This is a genomic window from Xanthomarina gelatinilytica, from assembly GCF_000348685.1.
In the GTDB taxonomy this organism is placed as follows: domain Bacteria; phylum Bacteroidota; class Bacteroidia; order Flavobacteriales; family Flavobacteriaceae; genus Xanthomarina; species Xanthomarina gelatinilytica.
The window spans coordinates 1-21,473 of record NZ_ANLA01000003.1; the positions used below are offsets into that span (position 1 = coordinate 1).

A 21,473-nucleotide genomic window follows, 5' to 3' on the forward strand; every position below is an offset into this window, starting at 1 on the left:
TAAATTAGAATTTATAACTGTCCTATTTTTGGGGAAGCCTACATTAGATACATAAATAAGTTTGAAAATAAATATACATTACTTCTTAAATTTAAATATCCTATATCATAAGCAGAAAAATATACTTCATAAAATAAAAGTGAAGTTATTATCAACCACCATAAAAACATAGTAATACTTACTATAGAATTTAAAGATTTATAAAACACCAATATCTTATCACTGTTTAGAATTTCAATAAAATATAAGGAAATACAATTTAAAATCACTAATGCACCAAAAATATTGACGAATTTTAATTGTGAATTAAAAAATGAATCTAAATTTTGACTAATATAAGTAGTAGAACTTAACAAAAAAATGAAACAGACATATTTTACAATTTTTTTAAAATTACTATTCAATAAAATTTTATAATAATAATATGACATAAATAAAACACCACCTAAATTCCAGAAGGTAGTAAACCACCAATAATTTCTACTAAAGCTAGTTTCCTTTAAGTAATCTCTTAGACCATGAAGTTGTTGATATTCTATAACATAAGTTGGATAGCTACCTATAAAGTCTACAAAAGCAACATAAATCAAATAGTATATAAATATTTTGCTGTTATAATTCTTATATTTTTTATAAAATATAATCCCTATAACAGCACATACAATTAAAATTAAATCATTTAATTGTGAAGTATATTTATATAGAAAGTCTGACATGAATTATTGTGGATAATTAGCTGGTGGTGGCATTCCTGGACCTCCTCCATTTAAACCTCCTCCAGGAATATCTCCTCCTCCAGGTGGCAACATATTAAATAAAGTGCTATTTCCTTGGGAGAAGTTTTCAACACCTGTTGGCACCATAAACATGGTGGTGTACCCCAACTCCTTAGATTCATTTTCGGCATATTTTAAATATTCGCGCATGCACTGTTCTTATTTATTAAAAATTAATCATTTTTCTGGATTTGATATTATTAGCCCAATCGCAAACATACCATACAAGAACAAGTTAGCAAATAAATAGACTTGCCATTTCAAAATAATATAATTCCAATCTGCAGTTGAATAATACACTTCATAAAATGCCAAAGGAGATATTATGAGCCAAAAAATTAAAATTGCAATGCTTATATAAAAATTTAAATCTTTATAAAATTTGAGCACTCGTTCATTTGAAAGAATTTCCAAGAAATAATAAAAAGCACATTGAATGATAATCAAAGCTCCAGCAATATCTATGGAAGAAAAAGATTTAACAAAGAAATCTTTCCAATTACTCAATATGATATAAAAAGAGAATACTAAAAATATAACTGTTGATGCTTTTAGTAAGTTTGCATAAAACTTATTCTTTAATACTTTTTGGTAGTACAACGCAAATATTAAAACACCTCCAATATTCCAAAATAAAGTAAACCACCATCTATTTTTTTCAAACAAGGTGTCCTTTAAAGCTACTTTTACATTGTGTAAAAATTCAAATTTTTCCACATAAATAGTATACGCTCCAAGAAATTCAATAATAAAGAGATAAACTAGAATAAAAATGAAATATTTAGCATCTGAATATTTGTGTTTTTTATAAAAAATTAAACCCACAAATACTGCGAAAATTTCAATACTAGTTATTAAAATACTATAATTATTTCTTAAAAATTCTTCCAAATAAAAAAATTTTACTGTGGATAATTAGCTGGTGGTGGCATTCCATTATGACCTCCATTTAAACCTCCTCCAGGAATATCTCCTCCTCCAGGTGGCAACATATTGAATAAGCTACTATTTCCTTGAGAGATGTTTTCAACACCTGTTGGCACCATAAACATGGTAGTGTAACCTACTTCTGCTTCTGTAGGATAGGCTCCCAAGTATACACGTACACCATCCATGGTGTAACCTAACTCCTTAGATTCGTTTTCGGCATATTTTAAATAATTTTTCATGTCTTCCAAAGACCACCAAGCCGAACGGTTGTCTGGACGTTTCACTATGGAATCACTAATCAATGCGTGTCTGCTGTTAAATGCTTGGTCTAGGGTCTTGGCCTCTTCTGGTGTAATTAATCCTTTGGGTGCCACAATGCCTACTTCGGTATTGTCATCGCCACACATGGGACAAAAAAAGTAGGTAGCCAAAGCACCTATAATGATCCCTAATACTAATAAACTAAAATTTTTCATAATGAGTAAGATTGGTTAATAGAATCTAAATGTATTAAAAAGATTGAAAATTCCTTCAATTTATGGTTTTAAAATAAAACTGTTGCCTCTTTTTTAACCCAGCCAACCTTCCCGATCCAAGCTTCTGTATTGGATGGCCTCGCTAATATGTGAACCCAAAATGTGGTCGCTTCCTTCTAAATCGGCAATGGTCCTGGAAACTTTTAAAATCCTGTCATAAGCTCTAGCCGAAAGGTTCAATCGTTCCATGGCTGTTTTCAACAACTGCATGGAAGCATCGTCCAGCACACAATGTTTTCTAATTTGCTTCGTGTTCATTTGTGCATTGTAATGTACAGTTGTAGAATTTTCAAAGCGTTTGGTTTGTAACTCCCTTGCTGCTGTTACACGCTTTCTAATCTCTATGGAAGATTCGCCTTTTCTGGTATCGGACAGTTTTTCAAAAGGCACAGGAGTCACTTCTATATGAATGTCTATTCTATCCAATAAAGGACCAGAAATCTTACTTAAATAACGTTGCATTTCGGCTGGAGAGGAAGTCACTGGTGCATCTGGATCGTTGAAATAACCGCTCGGACTCGGGTTCATACTGGCAACCAACATAAAAGACGATGGATAGGTTACCGTAAATTTTGCCCTTGAAATGGTTACTTCCCTGTCTTCCAACGGCTGACGCATCACTTCAAGAACTTCGCGTTTAAATTCCGGCAATTCGTCCAAAAACAACACGCCATTGTGTGACAAGGATATTTCACCAGGTTGTGGATAGCTACCTCCTCCAACTAAAGCAACATTTGATATGGTATGATGAGGACTTCTAAATGGACGTTGAGCCATGAGTCCTGTATTTTCCTTAACTCTTCCAACAACCGAATGTATTTTGGTGGTTTCCAAGGCTTCTTCCAAGGTCATTGGTGGTAGAATACTTGGCAAACGTTTGGCAAGCATGGTTTTTCCTGCTCCTGGTGGACCAATTAAAATAATATTATGTCCTCCAGCTGCTGCAATTTCCATACAGCGCTTTATGGATTCTTGTCCTTTCACATCAGAAAAATCAAACTCTGGAAAGTTTAGGCTTTTATTGAATTCTTCTTCTACATTTATGATGGTTTGCTCCAAAGGCTCGCCTTTATCAAAATAATTGATAACCTGCTCAATGGTTTCTACACCATACACGTTCAATCCAGAAACTATGGCAGCTTCCTTGGCATTTTGTTTTGGCAATATAAAACCTTTAAAACCCTCTTCTTTGGCTTTAATGGCAATAGGCAAAGCGCCTTTAATTGGTTGTAAGGAACCATCCAGGGACAATTCGCCCATAATAAGAAAATCTTCTAAATCTTCAGCTTGAATTTGATTGGTAGCAGCAAGAATGCCAATGGCCAAGGTTAAATCGTAGGCACTTCCCTCCTTTCTTAAATCGGCTGGAGACATGTTAATAATGATTTTTTTTACAGGAATTTTAAACCCATTGTTTTGCAAGGCAGCAGCTATTCGGTAGTTGCTTTCCTTGATGGCATTATCTGGCAAACCAACCAGATGGTACCCTACACCTGTGTCCACATTTACTTCAACGGTTATGGTAGTAGCCTCTACCCCAAAAACAGCAGATCCAAAGACTTTTTTAAGCATAATCGATTGGTTTGCTTAAATGTAAGAAAAAATACTAAATTATAATTCCTTAATAAACTCCAAAGCCCGTTTTTCGTTGTAATAAAAGCCTCCTTTTTGAAAAAAACCTACGTGACCTCCATGTTTAGGCATTTCCAAAAACAAATTTGAATTGTTTTTGGCTTCTTTTACAGGATAACATTCTGAAGATAAAAACGAATCGTTTAGCGCATTGATAAGCAAGGTTGGAATGCCAATGTTTGGAAGGAATTGCAAACTGGAACTTTGTTTATAATAGTCCTGGGCATCTAAAAATCCGTGAGCCTTAGACGTGTAAAGGTTATCAAAATCATATAAAGTTTTAATGGAAGTAACATCTGCTACTTTAAGTTTGTCAGCATGTTTATTGGATTTTAATAGCAATTTGGTTTTTAAGTTGTACTTAAATTTATCATGAAATGCTTTGTTTTTAAACTTGTGCAATTCGTTGGCAGAGCCTGCTAAAAAACAAGGTACCGAAACAGCTATTCCAGCTTTTATTTGTACTGGTAAGTTTGTGGTTTCCCCTAAATATTTTAGCGTTACATTGCCTCCCAAACTAAAGCCTTTGATAAAGATTTCAGAATACTGTGTTGTATCTAAAATATGCTGAATCACTTGTCTTAAATCTTCTGTTTCGCCTGAATGATACGAACGAAAAGACTCATTGTCCTCACCACTGCAACCACGAAAATTAACCGAAACTGCATCGATATGATTCTGATTAAAAAGCTTGGCAGTTCCTGTGATGTAATGCCTTTGGGCATTCCCTTCCAAGCCATGAAGAATAATGATGAGCCTTTCCGTTTTTTCTTCGGAATAACTCCAATCCAAATCCAAAAAATCGCCATCAGACAAGGTAATCCGTTCTCTTTTTTGAATCAGACCGTTTACATTTCTAATTAAACCGGAATAAACCGTAGCAACAAATCCGTTTCTGAAAAAATAAGGCGCTTTGTAGGTTGATTCTATTATAGGCATTTTCTAAACTTCAATGTTAGTAAACTGAAACGTATTCCCATCAAATAACCCTTTATCGCTTAATTTTAAGGATGGAATCACCAACAAAGCCATAAAACTCAAGGTCATATATGGTGCATGTAGTGTGCTTCCCAGTTGTTTTGCCATTTTATCAAGTTCAGCATATTGTTTTCCAATTGTTTTTGCATCCTGATCGCTCATAATGCCTGCAACTGGCAATGCCACCACTTTTTCTGCCTTATCGGCAGACAGGTTTTCTGAATCTGAAACTGCACAAATACCTCCTTTGGTTTCAATAAGTAAATTGACTGCTTTACATATAGCTTCATCACTAACTCCTACTGCAATTATGTTGTGAGAGTCGTGTCCAACAGAAGAAGCAATCGCGCCTTTCTTTAACCCAAAATTCTTTATAAAAGCAATGGCTGGTTTCTGATTTTGATATCTATTGACAACGGTCATTTTTAAAATGTCCTTTTCAACATTTGAAACTAGATTCCCGTCTTGCAACAGACTTTCTACAATAATCTCGTTTGTTACCAATTGTCCTTCCAAAGCTTCGATAACACGAATTTTCGCTTGCCCTGAGCGTAGTCGAAGGGTTGCTGATGATTCATACCTAAAGTCGGAAACGTCTTTTTTGTCTGTTTGGAAGTTGTTTAGAATTTCAAAAGGAACAGAATCTATTTTCGAAATATCTTCATCGAAAACCAATTCCCCATTGATGTAGGTTTGAAGTGTTTTAAAGTCTTTTAAATCTTCTACCACAATACAATCGGCAAAATCTCCAACATTTAATAAGCCAACATCTAAATTGTAATGTTTCACAGGATTAACACAGGCAACCTGTAACACCTTAAAAACATCCATGCCTTTAGCAACAGCTCTTGCACATAGATTGTTAATATGATGCAATAACAAATCATCTGGATGCTTGTCGTCGCTACAAAACATCATGTTTTCATAATGTTCTGGCAGCAAATCGATAAGTGCTTCAAAATTTTTGGCAGCTGAACCTTCACGAATCAGGACTTTCATGCCTTTTTGAAGTTTTTCTAAACCTTCTTCAAAAGTAAAACACTCATGATCTGTACTAATTCCTGCTTGAATGTATTTGGTTAGGTCGTCGCCTCGTAATCCTGGAGCATGTCCATCAATAGGTTTGTTGTAGTGTTTTGCCCAGGCTATTTTTTTAAGGACTTCATCATCTTTAAATAAAACGCCAGGATAATTCATCATTTCTGCCAAATATTTAATGTCTGGATTAGCCATTAAGGTTTTAATGCCTTCGGAATCTATGACTGCTCCTGCAGATTCAAAAGAAGTTGCAGGCACGCAGGAAGGTGCTCCAAAATTAAATTTAAAAGGAGTTTCTTTTCCATTGTTAATCATAAACTCCACGCCTTCAACACCAAGCACATTGGCTATTTCATGAGGATCGGAAACCGTTGCTATGGTTCCATGTTTTACTGCAATCCTGGCAAATTCACTGGGAACCAACATGGAACTTTCAATATGAATGTGTGCATCTACAAATCCTGGAAGGATGTAATGGTTCACATTGTGTTGTTTTTCTTCAACACTAAAAATCTTCCCATCTTTAATGGTAATTTCACCTTTAAAAACACGTTGGTTTGGTATGTCGACAATATTTCCTTTTAATATCATAAAATAAAATTAATCATTTTTGGATTGAAAATGCTTCACTTTTACATTGAGTTGAGCAGACTGGTTCAGCAAGACATTATTAATAAAAAAGCGAGAACCAGTCTCGCTTTTCAATTTTGTTATTGAATTTATTCCTTAAAATTTTCAATCCCCTTTTTCAGCCATTCGTAATATTCTTTAGGATCTGGTGTATAACCAACTGTTGGGCTAATATCTTCACCATCCAAATTTTGAATAACATATAAGGGTTGTGCATTGGTATTGTATCTGGTTTGCTGGAACTCCAACCATTTATGTCCGTAGGTCCTTACTTTGTTTCCGGTAAGTTCAGATTCAAACTGTTCGGCTTCAGGAAGTTTGGTCCTGTCGTCCACATATAGTGAAATAAGCACGACCTCGTTATCCAACAAGGCATAAATTTCATCTTCCACCCAAACCTGTTCTTCCATTTTACGACAGTTCACGCAGGTTAATCCTGTAAAATCCAGCATCACTGGCTTATTGACTTTTTTTGCATAAGCCATCCCTTTATCGTAATCATGAAAAGCTATTAGATCATTTGGTCCAAAATGAGCATCTTTAGGTAATTCTTTAGCAACAAATTCGCCTGAGGCAGAGACCTGTTTTTTCATATAACCCACTCCATAAGGCGATTCGCTATTGGTACTCATTGGTGGTGGAAAACCGCTAATCAATTTTAATGGTGCTCCCCAAAGTCCTGGAACCATGTAAACAGTAAAAGAAAGTGCCAAGATGGCCATACTTAATCTGCCAACCGAAATATGCTCTAAAGGCGAATCGTGAGGCAATTTGATTTTACCCAATAAATACAACCCTAAAGTTCCAAATATGGCAATCCAGATAGCTAAAAAGACCTCTCTTTCCAAGAAGTGCCATTCTAAAACCAAATCAATCATTGATAAGAATTTAAAAGCAAACGCTAATTCCAAAAATCCTAGAACCACTTTAACGGTATTCAACCAACCACCCGATTTTGGCAAGGAGTTAAGCCAACTAGGGAAAAAGGCAAACAACCCGAAAGGTAAGGCAATGGCCGACGAAAAGCCCAACATACTCACAATTGGAGCAATACCTCCTTTTGTGGCAGCATCCAATAATGCCGTTCCTGCAATAGGGAACGTACAAGAAAAAGATACAACTGCCAATGCCAATGCCATAAAGAATATACCAACAATGCCTCCTCTATTGGCTCCACTATCCACTTTATTGACCCAAGAATTTGGCAACATAATTTCAAAAGCACCTAAAAATGAAAATGCAAAGACCATTAAAGCAATAAACATAATGGCATTAAAAGTAACTCCAGTTGAGAACTCGTACATGGCATTGCTACCAAAAATGGCTGAAATGGCTGTTCCTAAAAGGGTGTAAATAACTATAATGAAAAACCCATACAACAAGGCATTTTTAATTCCAGATGCCCTGGTTTTGCTTTGTTTTGTGAAGAAACTCACAGTCATAGGGATCATTGGGAACACACAAGGAGTTAACAAAACCAAAAAACCTAAAAAGAACGCTGTAAAGAATATGGTTAATAAACCTTTGTTTTCTTTCTCTGCTGCAAGTGGTTTGTTATCTTTTTTTACAACTGTTTTAGTTTCGTCCTCAATAAAATTTGATGGATCTTCGGTTGCTGAAGTGGCAGTGGTCAAATCGAATGTCACCATCTTGCTTTGATAAATACAACGTTCGTCATCGCAGGCTTGAAAGGAAGCTTCAACTTCTATGATTTTTAGATTTGGATTTAACACTTCAATTTTTTGCGTAAAAGTTGCCTTTTCGTCAAAATAGTTCAAATCCATTTCAAACACCTTGTCGTAAGCAGTTATATAAGGGCTTTCAAGCGTTTTTCCTATTAAGTTATAATTATTGACCCGACTTAAGGAATCATAGATGAACTCGGTTGGCAAAGCGCCTCCCTCTGGCATATCCTGAGAATATAAATGCCAATGCTCTTCTATCTCTGCATTAAAAATTAGGTTGTATTCGGTATCTGATAATTTTTCAACGTCGCCTGTCCAAGTTACAGGGTTCAATACCTGCGCTTGGACCATACATACAGTAAAAAATAGGCTGATAAAAAGGGCTAGTTTATGTATCATTATCTAAGGTAATTTTTAATATGTTGTGTGTTTTGTCAGTTATTTTAAATCGGTTGTCTGCCCTGTAATTCAAGATCCAAACAATGTCTTGATTAGAACATAACAGCCAAACCTTTTCTTTTTCCAGGATGGAAAGTTTCTCATCTTTAAAAAACTTGCTCAGTTTCTTTTTGCTTTCCATTCCAAAAGGGTAAAAATAGTCTCCTTTTTCCCATTTCCTTACGGTTAAGGGATATTTTAACAAATCTTTATCAACATAAATTGTGGATGGGTTACCCGTTTCCAAACTATCTGTCAATTCAAATCTTAAAGTTCCCAAAAGTGTCTTTACACGTTTATTTTCTTCTGAAATGACAATAACTTTTTCAGGTGTATCATTGATGGTACGAAACAAAATCAGTTCATCCCTATTTTTTAGTAAACAATGTGATTTTGAACACACTTGTTTACCAGATTGCGCATCCAACAAATCCGTTACATCTTGCCATTCTGTAAATTGATAATCTTTCAACATATGGTATAAGTAAGCTTTGGGATGAGACAAGCCTTTAATTTTCTGGATGTTGAAGTGAATTTCATGTTCAGACATCTTGGTTACGGTTTTTTTTAAAACCTCTTCTATGCTATCGTCTATAATGGTTTTTGAGTCCTGTAGATGTGCTTGGGTAAGTTGAAAATTTTGAAGTAGCTGTGGATTGATATCCTTTAAAACAGGTATCACCTCGTGACGTAATTTGTTTCTCAAATATTTATTGGATGCATTGCTGCTGTCTTCACGCCAAGTTATTCTGTTTTTTAAGGCATATTGTTCCAATTGCTTCCTAGTAAAACGTAATAAAGGTCTTATAATTTTTCCATGAACCTCTGGAATTCCAGTTAACCCTTCTAAACCAGTACCTCTGGATAGGTTTATCAAAAAAGTTTCCAAATTATCATCTGCATGATGAGCAGTTAATATATAATCAAAATGAAGCTGTTCTGCCAACTCAGAAAACCAATGATACCTTAATGTTCTGGCTGCCATTTGCGTGGATAGTTTATGATCTTTAGCAAAGGTTTCAGTATCAAAATTTTCTATAAACACTTCAAGTTCCAAGTCTTCGGACAATTGCAATACAAATTCTTCATCTCCATCACTTTCCTCTCCTCTTAAATTGAAATTACAATGTGCCAATCCTATGTGCAATCCCAATTGATGACACAAATGGGTTAAGACAACGCTATCCAATCCTCCAGATATTGCTATAAGCAACTTGGTTTTCTTTAAGAAATTTAGGTTGTTGTTGATATGTTGCTGGAATATCTCAAGCATTTTGACATGAATTCATATTTGGTTTTTAATAGTTATCAAATATAACACCTTGAAACTTTTAACTTTTAACTTTTTACCGAAAACTTTAATCCTCAAGAACCTCACGCATAGCTTTAGCCTTAATCAAGCATTCTTCATATTCTTTTAAGGGGTTGCTTTTTGCAGTAATGGCACTTCCTACAGAAAATGACACATATTGTTGGCTGTGATTGTATAAGATACTTCTAATAACCACGTTGAAATCGAAATTGCTGTCTGGAGTAAAATAACCCACTGCTCCAGAATACACACCACGTTTGGTTTCTTCCAAGGTCTCTATAATTTTCATGGCCGAAATTTTAGGTGCTCCTGTCATGCTTCCCATAGGAAATGTAGACTCCAAAACATGGACTGGATGCTCTGTTTCCTCTATTTCAGAAGATATTGTTGAAATCATTTGATGCACTTGTGGAAAGGTATAAACCTGACATAACTCTACCACTTTAACTGTTCCTTTTTTTGCTGTTTTGGATAGATCGTTGCGAACCAAATCCACAATCATGATGTTTTCGCTGCGTTCTTTTTCGTCTATGGCCAATTGTTCTTTAAGGTGTTTGTCTTCCACACTATCTTTGGAACGTTTGGCAGTTCCTTTTATGGGTTGCGAAATGATCTTAGTTCCGGTTTTTTTTAAATAACGTTCTGGTGAAGCCGATAACAAATACTTGTCGTTAAGTTTTATAAAAGTGGCAAAAGGAGGTTTGGAAATGCTATTGAGTTTCCGATAGGTTTCCAAAGGGTTTATCTGAGTGTTTTCTATGTAAAACTCCTGACAAAAATTGGCTTCGTATATATCACCACGATAGATGTGTTCCAACATGGTGTTCACTTTTGACAGATAATCGGTTTTTGAGATTCTGGGTTTTATTACTATTTCATTCAAAAAATTGCTCCGTTCTTCGTCACTCTCTGCCGACAAGACAGGCTCGCAATGACAGATGTTATTCAAATCATTATCCATTTCATCTGCAACCACATTTAAGTAGTGCATTTCAACCGTATCTCCTTTAAATAAAAAAAGTTTTTTAGGTTGGAAAAAATAGAGTTCCGGAAAATGCAAGCCATCAAAATTTTCGGATTTCAAATCTTCTATGGCATTTTTCAAATCGTAGGATAAATAGCCAAAAATCCAATCTTTTGTATGGGTTTGGTACTCCTTTAACTTCAAAAAAGCCTCCTGGAAATCTGTTTGGATACAGGTCATGGCGTCTACAGCCAACACTGCATCAAAGCTTGAATAGGCTTCATGATAATCGTTGGAATCCATCCAAACGGCCTCATGATATGGCTGACTCCAAGTCAATAACTGACTTTTAAAAGTATCTATGCATTTTGGTTTATGTAAGTATGCTGTTCTCAATATTACAAATTACCGAAAATTAAAATAGATTTGGAAGTTGAAGACCTTTAAGTTTATAAAAAAAATTAGCTACGATTTCACAAATGTTTTCTTGATTTATTCCACAGTAATGTCTCGCTTACTAACAACAACGTTCAACCGTCTTTTCGCACTCGAGTGAGGCAAACCATATTGGTGTATTTCCTCGAAATTCGGGACAAGCTGTGGCAAAACAGGTAGCATAATTCTTCAAATAACTAATTATAAGATTCTTGCTTTCGCAGGAATGTAGAATCCTTTTAAAAAATCTATCTTTGCAGCAGATAAAATGAACATGAGTACATTTCAAGATTTAAATTTAAACACACCTTTATTCAACGCCTTAGACGATTTAGGCTTTACACAACCAACTCCAATCCAGGAACAAGCCTTTAATGTGGTGGCTTCTGGAAAAGACGTGGTGGGAATAGCGCAAACAGGAACAGGTAAAACCTTTGCGTATATGCTACCTATTCTTAAAAACCTAAAATTTTCCAAACAGGACAACCCAAGGATTTTGGTTTTGGTGCCTACACGTGAATTGGTTGTGCAAGTGGTTGAAGAAATTGAAAAACTGGCCAAATACATCAATGTTCGTGTGCTGGGAGTTTATGGTGGCGTAAACATCAACACCCAAAAAATGGCTGTGGCTCAGGGTTTGGATATTATTGTGGCTACTCCTGGACGTTTGTACGATCTGGCAGTGAGTCGAGTGCTTCAGCTTAAGTCCATACAAAAAGTAGTCATTGACGAAGTGGATGTAATGTTGGATCTTGGGTTTAGACATCAGTTGATGAATATTTTTGATATCCTGCCTGAACGAAGACAAAACATCATGTTTTCTGCCACGATGACTCAAGATGTCGATGAGCTGATAACCGATTTTTTTATTGCTCCAGAACGTGTGTCCATTGCGGTTTCCGGAACACCATTGGAAAATATTTCGCAAAGCAAATACAGGGTTCCTAACTTTTATACCAAGTTGAACCTACTCAAGCATTTATTAAACGATACCGAAACCTTTAATAAGGTTTTGATTTTTGTTGCCAATAAAAAAATGGCAGACAGACTGTTTGAAGCCCTAGACGAAACATTTCATGACGAATTATGCGTTATCCATTCCAACAAAACACAAAATTACAGATTGCGAAGCATTGAGCAATTTAGAGAAGGTTTTAACAGGATTTTAGTGGCTACAGATGTTATGGCTCGTGGTTTGGATATTGATAATGTATCACATGTGATTAATTTTGACACTCCCGATTTTCCTGAAAATTACATGCACAGAATTGGTAGAACTGGTCGTGCTGAACGCGAAGGTCAGGCTCTTATTTTTTCCACTGAAAAAGAACAGGAAGCTCTATCAAACATTGAAACCTTGATGCAAATGGAGATTCCCTTAAAGGAAATTCCAGAAACAGTAAGCATCTCTACCGAACTTATTGAGGATGAACGCGAGGTTATAAAAGAGCGTAACAACCCCTTAAGACGTAAAAAAGACGAAGAGGTTGGACCTGCCTTTCATGAGAAAAAGGACAAAAACAAAAAGGAAAACCTTGGTGGTTCCTATAAGTTCAAGATTGCCAAAAAGTATAAAAAGCCTAAAACCCGTGGAGACAAGAACTATAATAAACGTAATAAGAAAAAGTAAGTTTAATTACCATTATAACCAAAAATCCCTTTTCATTTCTGATAAGGGATTTTTATGATATAGAGTCCTAACATTTTCTTGCAAACAAGCTGTTACACCTGTTAATTAACAGCAGCCACTTGTTGGTTCGCAACAATCTGAATCTTGAATTTCAGAAAGTTTCAGTTTTGGCTTCTCTTGCCTTACTCCTTCTTTTTCAGCATATACAGTGATGCTATAAATGCCTGTGGCACCTTTATTGAAAGACTGTATGTCATCTTGTGACAGATATTTACTCAAAATATCGTCTGGAATACTAATGGTTTTTTCTTTTTGGATCTTGATATTTTGAAAACCTCTATCTTCAATCAACTTTAAATAGTCCCCTTTTTGAATGGCTCCTGCCACACAGCCAGCATACATTTCGGCATCCTGTTTTAAGGCGTCGGGCAAGTCTCCTACCAAAACAATATCTGAGATACTGAAATGACCTCCAGGTTTTAAAACCCGATGGATTTCTGAAATAACCTTTTCTTTATTTGGAACCAGATTCAACACGCAATTGCTCACAATCACATCAGCAACAGCGTCGTTTACTGGCATGGCATCAATATCACCTTCCCGAAACTCAACATTGTTAAACCCTAGTTTCTCGGCATTGCTTCGTGCTTTTTGAATCATGATGGGTGTAAAATCTATTCCAATAACCTTTCCTTCGCTTCCTGTTTCATGTCTGGCAACAAAACAGTCGTTTCCTGCTCCAGAGCCTAAGTCAATGACTGTGTCTCCTTTTTGTATGTGTGCAAACTTTGTTGGTAAGCCACAACCTAAGCCTAAATCGGCATCTTCAATATATCCTGAAGTTTCCGAATAATCGTCCATCATGATATTATAGACTTTGTTTGATGGTGTTGTGGCACCACAACAAGACGAAGCATTTTCTACCTTACCTTGTTCTGCTATGGTTGTGTAACGTTGTTTTACAATATCCTTTAGTTCTTGTTCTTTTTTCATTTGTGTGGTTTTATGGTGAAAAAAATCTTTATTAATTACTTTATTGCAATATTACGATTAAACATGGAATTTGAAAAATATATTGATAAAAAAATCCCTCTTCATTGCTGAAAAGGGATTGGAATAACCTTGTTATATCAAAACCTTCCTAACAATAACTTATACCATACATAAGTTTAGTCTTGATTGTCACGCAATTATTCAGTATTATTTATAAGCTAATCAATAAATAATAACTAATATCTTTAATTTTTATTACTTGACCAAAGAATAAAGTTATTCTCTTATAAACAAATGTTCTGACAGAATACAAAAAACGAGCCAAAAATAACCCGTTTACGATATCTCAAGCATGTATGTCTATATTTTTAATTTATTTTTAACTTTTGCATGCGCTCTTTATAATAGGTGTTCCCACTTAATTGATACGCTAAAGCTAGCATTTGCAATGCTTTTTTTTTATTGTTTGTGGCAAGATAATAATCTGCCATGGAATCATAGGCATTGGCGCTTTTAGGATAATATTTAATGGCTAGCTCAAAATACAATTTAGATTTATCTAATTGATGCATATCTATATTCATATAACCTAAACCATTCAATAAGTCTTCTGGAAAAGGTGGAACTGAATATCCGAAGTGGTTTTCAAGTTTATTGGCACGAAATTCAATCATGTTTTTTAATTCGTCCTTTGGGGTATCAGGAGCATTAAATTTATCTGTGTTTTCCATCTGAAACCATGTAAAGAGAGATATCATTCCATCTTTTATGGATGGTTGTGGAATGGTTCCATGCAAATCGTTTGGATAAAACTGCCATTTAAAAGACAGATTGTTTTCAGGGCTTTCTTCTATAATTCTTGAAAGCATGATATTGGAACGCGCAAATAAGGTATAATCGCTGGTATCTTCCATGACATTATCAATAGTAACTTCTTGATTTTGCATGTGCAATTGGCCACTTAACGATACATACAAAGCTTTTCCTTCAAAACTTTTTTCCTTAAAAACCTTTTCGGCCTGTTTTAAAACCATTTGGTCATCCCAATCCAGACTTGGATCGATACTCACATAGTTTGCAAACAATTCCGGTTTGTTGATTAAAGTAAAAATTGTAAATAAGCCTCCATAGGAATGCCCTATCAAGGTTCTGTAATTGGTAACAGGATAGTGTTGTTCCACATAAGGAATCAGTTCGGTTTCAATAAACTTCAGAAAGTTTACGGCTTCACCATTCTCTTCATAAAAAGGCATGCCATATTTGGTGGTGATTTTTGAAGGTGTTAAATCCCTTGTTCTGTTTTCTGAGTTCGAAATACCCACGATAACCATTTCTGGCATGAAACCACCACTGTAATAATCATGAGTATTGACTAGAGTTGGCATGAGCACATCGCCATCTAATATAAATATAACTGGATATTTTTCTTGTGAATCTGATTTATAGCTGTCTGGAAGCTGAATATAAATATCTCTATTTTCATTAAGAATTTTAGAATATATACTATCCTTTTTCCCTATTTGATATAGGTATTCTGTTTGTGCTCTGGATTGTTGAAAAACCAAACTTATCACAACCAACATTAGCTTACCAATATTCAAGCTGTTTGGTTTAGTTTTCATGAGATTGAGTTTTTTGCATGCTTCTTAAAATAACAATGCCAAGTCTTGCTACAAGAAAAGTAAACAAGCCAAAGGTAGCTGTTAATAAAGATACTTTCAGGCCTCCAGCAAAAATTGAAGGATCGGCATTTCCCATGGCTTCAATTGAATCGAAGGCTGTTATCAACCCCAATACAGAAGCAAAGAAACCTAAAACCAAACCCAAGAGGCTAATATCTGCAGCCAGTTGCAGCATTTTTTTGGAGGTTATTGGGTCTTTCAGCTTTAAAAACCCTTTCACAATAAAAAATATGGCCAAAAGCAAACAAATTAAAATAAGGAACATGAAAAAGCCTCCTTCATTAAACCTATCTGTTAAGGGATTTGCTGCAATAACTACTTGTGGAACTAATACATAAAGTTTCATAATAAATGTTTATAGATTAACATACAGCAAACTTAAAGCGCTTCTTCAAGATATAAATTAAAATGCGACGAACTACCATATTAGTTAAGGAAATGACATTTGGTTGAAAGCCTTGTTAATTCCGTTATTCGTCTACAAAATATAAAAAGGCTGAAAAAATATGGTATTATTGTAAGATATTTTGAGATGATGTTCTGTAAAAAAATCCTTTTAAAAATATTGTTTCGGATGATATTGCATCTGGTTTTTTGGTGTGCAGTGCTGCTATTTTTTACTTATTTTTTTGGAGCTGGAAGTAAAGATTTTCATGATACCTTTTTGTTTTCACTGTTTATAATGCCCATTACGATGGCTACCACTTATGTATCCATTTACAAGTTAATTCCTGACTATTTGGTCACGAAACGCTATGGTCTTTTTATTTTATATAGTATATATACCTTAATTGTTTCGGGGTATTTGATCATGGTTTCCATATTTTTTAGTTTGATTTACCTGGCCAATTTTGAATATACCCAAATGAATCCCATTACCAGAAACATCTTATTGGTGACTTCTGGCGTGTATTTAATAGTGGTAGTAGTGAGTGCTTTTAAACTGTTGAAGTTGAACTTAATCCAAGCCGAAAACACTAAAAAACTGGAGACCAAAATACTGGAAACCCAATTAAAACTAAAGGAACAGGAGCTGAACTATCTTAAAATGCAGATTCACCCACATTTCCTGTTTAACACCTTGAATACCATGTATGGCTTTGCTCTAAAAAAAGCCGATGAAACACCAGAAATGATCCTGAAACTTTCCAATCTCTTGGATTATCTATTATATCAAGTGGATAAACCTTTAGTCTTGCTAATAGATGAGATCAATCATATCAAAGATTATATTGAGTTGGAAAAGTTGCGTTTTAACAAGCGATTGGATGTAAGCTTTAACACTTATAACATTCCAGAAAACATTAGCATTGCACCTATGCTCCTTCTGCCGTTTATAGAAAACAGCTTTAAGCATGGACACTTAAACAATGGCGTTTTAACTATTAAAATTGTATTATCTTGTACCAAGGAACAAGTGTTTTTTTCCATAGAAAACAGTAATTCCAACAACAACCAAAGCAGAAAAGGCATTGGATTGGAAAACATACAAAAACGACTGGATTTACTATATAAAGGCAAATACGATTTGCAAATAGAAAACTCCAACAATCTATTTAAAGTGCAATTAAAATTAAATCCCAGTTAATTGAGTGAGCCAAAACACATATCCTGTTTGATAGTGGATGATGAAGCCATGGCTAGGGACATTATTGCCACTCATCTCTCCAAAATAAGCAATATAAAGGTGGTAGCGAGTTGCAGTCACGCCATGGAAGCCTTTCAAGTAATTAGCAGCAACACTATCGATTTGGTATTTTTGGACATCAACATGCCGGAAATTTCTGGAATCTCTTTTGCAAAATCCATCAATAAAGACATAAAAATAATCTTTACCACAGCCTATCGTGATTATGCTGTGGAAGGCTTTGAACTACAAGCTGTAGATTATTTATTAAAACCCATTTCGTTTGAACGTTTACTAAAAGCCATAAACACCTATTTTGAAGTATATAGCAACCTTAAAAATCAAGACCCTTTAGAATCGGAAAGCAATCCCTTTATGTTTGTACGTGCAGACAGACGCATGATTAAAGTGGACTTTGATACCATTATTTACATAGAAAGTTATAGTGATTATATTAAAATACATTTGGCTAACCAAACCATTGTTACCAGGGAAACCATAAGTGCCATTGAAGCCAAATTACCTAGTAAACAATTTATTAGAATCCACAGATCGTTTATTATAGCCTTGGCACACATTTCTTCCTTTACCAACGAACATGTTGTTATAAAAGGGCAAGCCTTAACCATTAGCCGAAGCTATAAAAAGGAGGTTTTGGAAAAGTTGTCCAACTTTTAGTGAACTTACATGCTTTCAACAAATTCCATAAAAACCTTTTTATGAAGCTCCAAATCCAAATTTGGGGAAAGCGACGCACGAACTATATAATCTTTATCACCTTCTTTGGTGGTTCCTTGAGTAGATGTAGCTGGAATGGTCCAATAACAGCCTTTTAACTGTCCATAACTCACACAAAACTTGCTTTCGTCAGGTATTTTGGTTATCATTAAGTTGATTAATTTTAAATTCAAGTCTCTTTTATAAGCTTCTTTTTCTTCAGCCGTTTCGCCTTTGGTAGGCAAGTCCAAAGAAAAAACAGAAGGTGTAAACCCTTGCTCTGCCAAGGCTTCTGAAACAAAATTTATTTTTGCTTCTGGTAAAACTTCTTGAATGAAGTTTACAAACTCCCTTGTGTTTGTATAAGCATCGGCTATACGTTGTGTCATGGTAGGCAGCTGTTTGGCCAGAATCTGGTATTGAAGGGCTGTAGCTTCGTTGTCGCAAAGCAACAAATGCGTTTCTATTTTATCCATCAATCTTTTGGTTGGCTTGTTTCCTACGCAGTAACCTGCTGTACAAAGTCCGCCACTAGGGAATTTGGAACCACTGGCAAAGGATATGGTTTTAACCTGAGAGAGCATGCCATCTTCAGCTAAAAATGGCACATTAGGACAAAAGGTTTGATCTAAAATAAAAACAGGAGCCATTGCAGTTGTACCTCTTGCTGTTTGTCGCTCTTTACTTAAAACATCTCTTAACTTGTTAAGGTCTGGAACTTCAACTCGGGGGTTGGTAGGGATTTCGGCAATAATATAAGGGATGGTATCTTCTTTGGCAATGCTAGCCAAAACAGTGTCTATACTTTCTACCATATTGTTATCTCCATCCACCAACAAGTCTACAATGTCTACATTATCAAGACAGGCTGCCACGCGTCTGGCTTGGTCGTTTGTGCCACCATAACAGTTGGGAGGCACTATTATCTTAATGGCTTTTCCCTGATGATTCTCAATGGCATCGTGAATGAGTCCCATGAGGATGGCATATTGAATAGACAAGCCACTGGAAGCCACAAGCGCTTTTGTGGTTGTTTCAGTAATTTTATTAATAGAATTTAAGACGCTTGTTTTGTTTGCTTCCACAAGCTTGTTGTCACTCTCCACAGGTTTATGGTGTATCAATGCTTTTAAAGCAACCAGACAATCTGCAGGTGTCATGGCAATGGTTTCTCTTCGTCTTACATGCTGAATTTCTGAGACATAATTTTCGTTTTGCTTGCCATTTACTATTAGAATACTTCCTAAGTTTTTATGCAGACTGATATAAAAATCTATATTCTCAAAAAGCTCCATGGTTTCTAGGTTGGCTTCTTGCGATATATAAATGGTGCTTCCTTGAAACGCTGGAATGTTATCTATATGTTCCACTTTAATTAATTCAAAGGAGTAACCATAGATGTTTTTGATGATTTCAGCATCAAAACCTTGAGGTAAATGTCCTGTGTAAGCAATTTGGGTATTTTTATTTTCAAAAAGATTTTTTCTTAGAACAGCCAAAACAGGAATGGTCTGTGACGAAAAACTAATGACATGACTTGATTTTAATTGATGCAAGTTGGCAATAGTCCATTCCAAAACACTGGATAATGGATGACCCAAGCGAATATAATCGTAAGCTGTAGGTAATGTTTCTAGTGCAGCTGTGTCTGCATTGTTTTGTTGATATAAGGTTTCAAAAGCGTCCAAGAATTGGGTTTTTGCCAAGGATTCGTTGTAAATATCCAAACGATGGGTAGTTAAACGCAACCAATCTGTTGGCATGTTATGTATGACTTTTTTAAGGTATTCCAGCATATTTCAGTATTCTAATATAAATGTTTTAAGACAAGCTGCAAGTTACAGTTTTTAGAATTTCTTTAAAGGGAAAACCAAAGATTTTTAAAGTGCTTTTAACATTTGGAAATAGAAGCATGCCAGGCTGAGAAAACCATTTTGGGTTGATTTGAATATAACTCTGTTCAAAGCACGAAATAATGCCACAAAGCGTGATAAAAATATCATTTATTAAAAATACTGTTGATTTTAGATACCATATAACAGTATTCTTGTCTTAGGTTTGTTCTTCGTTGTTTAAGTGTCTTATACTTAAAATCATGGCTAAAATTAGTAGAACATTTGAAAGGATCCCAGCTAAAGGCCCTTTTTCTAGATGGTTAAAGTCCAACTCAAGAAAATTCATGGTTAAGAGTAAGATTCCAGCTATTAAAACACCAATAGCACCTGTTTTTCTGCTCATAGTAGCTTGTTTTAGTTTTATTTTTTTTTAAACGTAATAAAGTTAAAAATTATATTCTAAAAACTTCATTGCAATTCATTGATTTAATAACATAAATTATCGAATAGACTTTAAGCCCTTTGTTTAGAATCTTGCTAAACCCTTTTAAACATTTTTTGCACTTTTTTTACTTATGTTTTACAAGTTTAGCTCCTGACAGTCCTACATTCGGGGAAACATTATACCTTTTATTATGAAATATTTAAAACTTATTGTCATGCTAATTTCCAGTTTGGTTATTGTGTATATGCTTAGTCCTTATACCAATAACAACATTACAAACAAACCGTACGCCATTCATAATTAGACGTTTGTATTCTTACACTATTCAGTAAACCCAACTAAAATAAACAAAAAAACCTCATGGTTTAAATGAGGTTTCCTAAAATTGTATAACGACTCTTGTAAAAAAAATGTCTCACTAACGGTTTTTTTTTATTTAAATTAAGGATATTGAACATTTTAGTTTTTCATGATCCATTTCTGTCTGCCAACTTTTTTATTTGCTTATGTTATATGTCACATATCCTCATTCATTCCACTGTATTAAAATCCGTTTCAGGTTCTCTGCTTTAATCAAGTAAAACATGGTCCAAAGCAACACCCAAACCATAAATGCCAAAAATAAAAAAACCATATTCAGTCCACTGTATTTTAAATTGAGGAACATAAAAAGGAATGTTATGATTATGGCTCCAATAAAGTTGTAAAGAATTGCGTTTTTAATGCTCATTTCAATCAGTCCAGTTAAAAAATTCCAACCAACAAGTTTATCTTTTATGACTATTTTATCAGGTTCGGAAAATTCAACGATCACTCTTTGAGCAAAAGCCATTTTAATTATCAGTTCGTTATTTTTCCTTTGAAATTGATAACCAAACTTTTTTAACAATGCTTCTGTTTTGTCTATTTCCATAATTACTGACATGTTTTAAATCGTGTTTTAAACACCTAATTTAGGAAATAAAAAATAGAAATTAAAAAATGTTTTATGGAATGACATTGTGTAAAATCATTCACAAATAGAGTAGTTTTTTAGTCGTGTTTTTGTTTTCGTTTTTCTTTTAAACTGAAGACTGTTTTGAGCTTTGTTTCTTTATGAATATGATAAAATTAAATTTTCGGACGAGTTAATCGTTAAGTCGGATACAAGATTTGGTCAAAGTATTTAATAATTTTAAGCGCTTCAAAAT

At 34.8% G+C, this 21,473-nt stretch carries 19 protein-coding genes; 3 read left to right on the forward strand and 16 right to left on the reverse strand.

Going from position 1 to position 21,473, the window contains the following annotated elements:
- Positions 1 to 38 precede the first annotated feature (38 nt).
- From D778_RS00405 to D778_RS00450, 10 genes are all read right to left on the reverse strand, one after another.
- Entirely contained in the window at positions 39 to 716 is a 678-nt protein-coding gene (locus tag D778_RS00405; RefSeq protein WP_007646591.1) for a hypothetical protein, read from the reverse strand.
- A gap of 3 nt (positions 717 to 719) precedes the next feature.
- Positions 720 to 926: a hypothetical protein gene (locus tag D778_RS00410; RefSeq protein ID WP_007646593.1), complete on the reverse strand. Its 207-nt coding sequence runs from the start codon at positions 924 to 926 to the stop codon at positions 720 to 722.
- A gap of 27 nt (positions 927 to 953) precedes the next feature.
- Positions 954 to 1,667: a hypothetical protein gene (locus tag D778_RS00415; protein ID WP_007646594.1), complete on the reverse strand. Its 714-nt coding sequence runs from the start codon at positions 1,665 to 1,667 to the stop codon at positions 954 to 956.
- A gap of 11 nt (positions 1,668 to 1,678) precedes the next feature.
- Positions 1,679 to 2,182 carry a hypothetical protein gene (locus D778_RS00420; protein WP_007646596.1) on the reverse strand — a complete coding sequence of 168 codons (504 nt, stop codon included), beginning with the start codon at positions 2,180 to 2,182 and terminating at the stop codon, positions 1,679 to 1,681.
- A gap of 93 nt (positions 2,183 to 2,275) precedes the next feature.
- Positions 2,276 to 3,814 carry a YifB family Mg chelatase-like AAA ATPase gene (locus D778_RS00425; RefSeq protein WP_007646599.1) on the reverse strand — a complete coding sequence of 513 codons (1,539 nt, stop codon included), beginning with the start codon at positions 3,812 to 3,814 and terminating at the stop codon, positions 2,276 to 2,278.
- A gap of 39 nt (positions 3,815 to 3,853) precedes the next feature.
- Positions 3,854 to 4,813 carry a YheT family hydrolase gene (locus tag D778_RS00430; protein ID WP_007646605.1) on the reverse strand — a complete coding sequence of 320 codons (960 nt, stop codon included), beginning with the start codon at positions 4,811 to 4,813 and terminating at the stop codon, positions 3,854 to 3,856.
- A 3-nt stretch (positions 4,814 to 4,816) separates the two neighbouring features.
- Entirely contained in the window at positions 4,817 to 6,481 is a 1,665-nt protein-coding gene (gene ade, locus D778_RS00435) for an adenine deaminase (protein ID WP_007646606.1), read from the reverse strand.
- A 128-nt stretch (positions 6,482 to 6,609) separates the two neighbouring features.
- Positions 6,610 to 8,601, reverse strand: coding sequence for a protein-disulfide reductase DsbD family protein (locus D778_RS00440; RefSeq protein WP_040491138.1), 1,992 nt, complete (start codon positions 8,599 to 8,601; stop codon positions 6,610 to 6,612).
- Entirely contained in the window at positions 8,594 to 9,916 is a 1,323-nt protein-coding gene (tilS, locus tag D778_RS00445) for a tRNA lysidine(34) synthetase TilS (protein ID WP_007646613.1), read from the reverse strand. The genes D778_RS00440 and tilS overlap by 8 nt, the downstream gene beginning before the upstream one ends.
- Positions 9,917 to 10,001: 85 nt before the next feature.
- Entirely contained in the window at positions 10,002 to 11,315 is a 1,314-nt protein-coding gene (locus D778_RS00450; protein ID WP_040491119.1) for an anthranilate synthase component I family protein, read from the reverse strand.
- Positions 11,316 to 11,622: 307 nt separating this feature from the next.
- Between D778_RS00450 and D778_RS00455 the strand changes: the two genes are divergently transcribed.
- On the forward strand, positions 11,623 to 12,984 hold the full coding sequence (locus D778_RS00455; RefSeq protein WP_007646617.1) for a DEAD/DEAH box helicase: 1,362 nt from the start codon (positions 11,623 to 11,625) through the stop codon (positions 12,982 to 12,984).
- Positions 12,985 to 13,089: 105 nt separating this feature from the next.
- Here D778_RS00455 and D778_RS00460 read toward each other — a convergent pair whose 3' ends face one another.
- From D778_RS00460 to D778_RS00470, 3 genes are all read right to left on the reverse strand, one after another.
- Positions 13,090 to 13,977, reverse strand: a complete 888-nt coding sequence (locus D778_RS00460; RefSeq protein ID WP_007646619.1) for an arsenite methyltransferase — start codon at positions 13,975 to 13,977, stop codon at positions 13,090 to 13,092.
- Positions 13,978 to 14,345: 368 nt separating this feature from the next.
- Positions 14,346 to 15,599, reverse strand: coding sequence for an alpha/beta hydrolase-fold protein (locus D778_RS00465; protein ID WP_007646621.1), 1,254 nt, complete (start codon positions 15,597 to 15,599; stop codon positions 14,346 to 14,348).
- A complete protein-coding gene (locus D778_RS00470) occupies positions 15,589 to 16,005 on the reverse strand; it encodes a MotA/TolQ/ExbB proton channel family protein (RefSeq protein ID WP_007646623.1) in 417 nt (138 codons plus the stop codon). Before D778_RS00470 ends, D778_RS00465 begins: the two co-directional genes overlap by 11 nt.
- Positions 16,006 to 16,341: 336 nt before the next feature.
- Between D778_RS00470 and D778_RS00475 the strand changes: the two genes are divergently transcribed.
- Together D778_RS00475 and D778_RS00480 are read left to right on the forward strand one after the other, a co-directional pair.
- Positions 16,342 to 17,247, forward strand: a complete 906-nt coding sequence (locus tag D778_RS00475) for a sensor histidine kinase (RefSeq protein WP_238307529.1) — start codon at positions 16,342 to 16,344, stop codon at positions 17,245 to 17,247.
- Complete coding sequence (locus tag D778_RS00480) at positions 17,248 to 17,964, forward strand: LytR/AlgR family response regulator transcription factor (RefSeq protein WP_081602604.1); 717 nt, start codon at positions 17,248 to 17,250, stop codon at positions 17,962 to 17,964.
- A 5-nt stretch (positions 17,965 to 17,969) separates the two neighbouring features.
- Here D778_RS00480 and D778_RS00485 read toward each other — a convergent pair whose 3' ends face one another.
- The 3 genes from D778_RS00485 to D778_RS00495 all read right to left on the reverse strand — a co-directional run bounded on the left by D778_RS00485 (position 17,970) and on the right by D778_RS00495 (position 21,208).
- Complete coding sequence (locus D778_RS00485; protein ID WP_007646629.1) at positions 17,970 to 19,799, reverse strand: PLP-dependent transferase; 1,830 nt, start codon at positions 19,797 to 19,799, stop codon at positions 17,970 to 17,972.
- Between the two features lie 256 nt (positions 19,800 to 20,055).
- Positions 20,056 to 20,241 carry a hypothetical protein gene (locus D778_RS00490; RefSeq protein ID WP_007646630.1) on the reverse strand — a complete coding sequence of 62 codons (186 nt, stop codon included), beginning with the start codon at positions 20,239 to 20,241 and terminating at the stop codon, positions 20,056 to 20,058.
- A gap of 568 nt (positions 20,242 to 20,809) precedes the next feature.
- Positions 20,810 to 21,208 (reverse strand): hypothetical protein, encoded by a 399-nt coding sequence (locus D778_RS00495; protein WP_238307532.1) that lies wholly within the window; start codon positions 21,206 to 21,208, stop codon positions 20,810 to 20,812.
- Positions 21,209 to 21,473 lie beyond the last annotated feature (265 nt).

Coding starts and splice junctions, on each gene's coding strand:
- D778_RS00405 (WP_007646591.1), bottom strand. CDS start 716: ATGTCAGACTTTCTATATAAATATACTTCACAATTAAATGATTTAATT.
- D778_RS00410 (WP_007646593.1), bottom strand. CDS start 926: ATGCGCGAATATTTAAAATATGCCGAAAATGAATCTAAGGAGTTGGGG.
- D778_RS00420 (WP_007646596.1), bottom strand. CDS start 2,182: ATGAAAAATTTTAGTTTATTAGTATTAGGGATCATTATAGGTGCTTTG.
- D778_RS00425 (WP_007646599.1), bottom strand. CDS start 3,814: ATGCTTAAAAAAGTCTTTGGATCTGCTGTTTTTGGGGTAGAGGCTACT.
- D778_RS00430 (WP_007646605.1), bottom strand. CDS start 4,813: ATGCCTATAATAGAATCAACCTACAAAGCGCCTTATTTTTTCAGAAAC.
- ade (WP_007646606.1), bottom strand. CDS start 6,481: ATGATATTAAAAGGAAATATTGTCGACATACCAAACCAACGTGTTTTT.
- tilS (WP_007646613.1), bottom strand. CDS start 9,916: ATGCTTGAGATATTCCAGCAACATATCAACAACAACCTAAATTTCTTA.
- D778_RS00455 (WP_007646617.1), top strand. CDS start 11,623: ATGAACATGAGTACATTTCAAGATTTAAATTTAAACACACCTTTATTC.
- D778_RS00460 (WP_007646619.1), bottom strand. CDS start 13,977: ATGAAAAAAGAACAAGAACTAAAGGATATTGTAAAACAACGTTACACA.
- D778_RS00465 (WP_007646621.1), bottom strand. CDS start 15,599: ATGAAAACTAAACCAAACAGCTTGAATATTGGTAAGCTAATGTTGGTT.
- D778_RS00470 (WP_007646623.1), bottom strand. CDS start 16,005: ATGAAACTTTATGTATTAGTTCCACAAGTAGTTATTGCAGCAAATCCC.
- D778_RS00475 (WP_238307529.1), top strand. CDS start 16,342: ATGCCCATTACGATGGCTACCACTTATGTATCCATTTACAAGTTAATT.
- D778_RS00485 (WP_007646629.1), bottom strand. CDS start 19,799: ATGCTGGAATACCTTAAAAAAGTCATACATAACATGCCAACAGATTGG.
- D778_RS00490 (WP_007646630.1), bottom strand. CDS start 20,241: ATGAGCAGAAAAACAGGTGCTATTGGTGTTTTAATAGCTGGAATCTTA.
- D778_RS00495 (WP_238307532.1), bottom strand. CDS start 21,208: ATGTCAGTAATTATGGAAATAGACAAAACAGAAGCATTGTTAAAAAAG.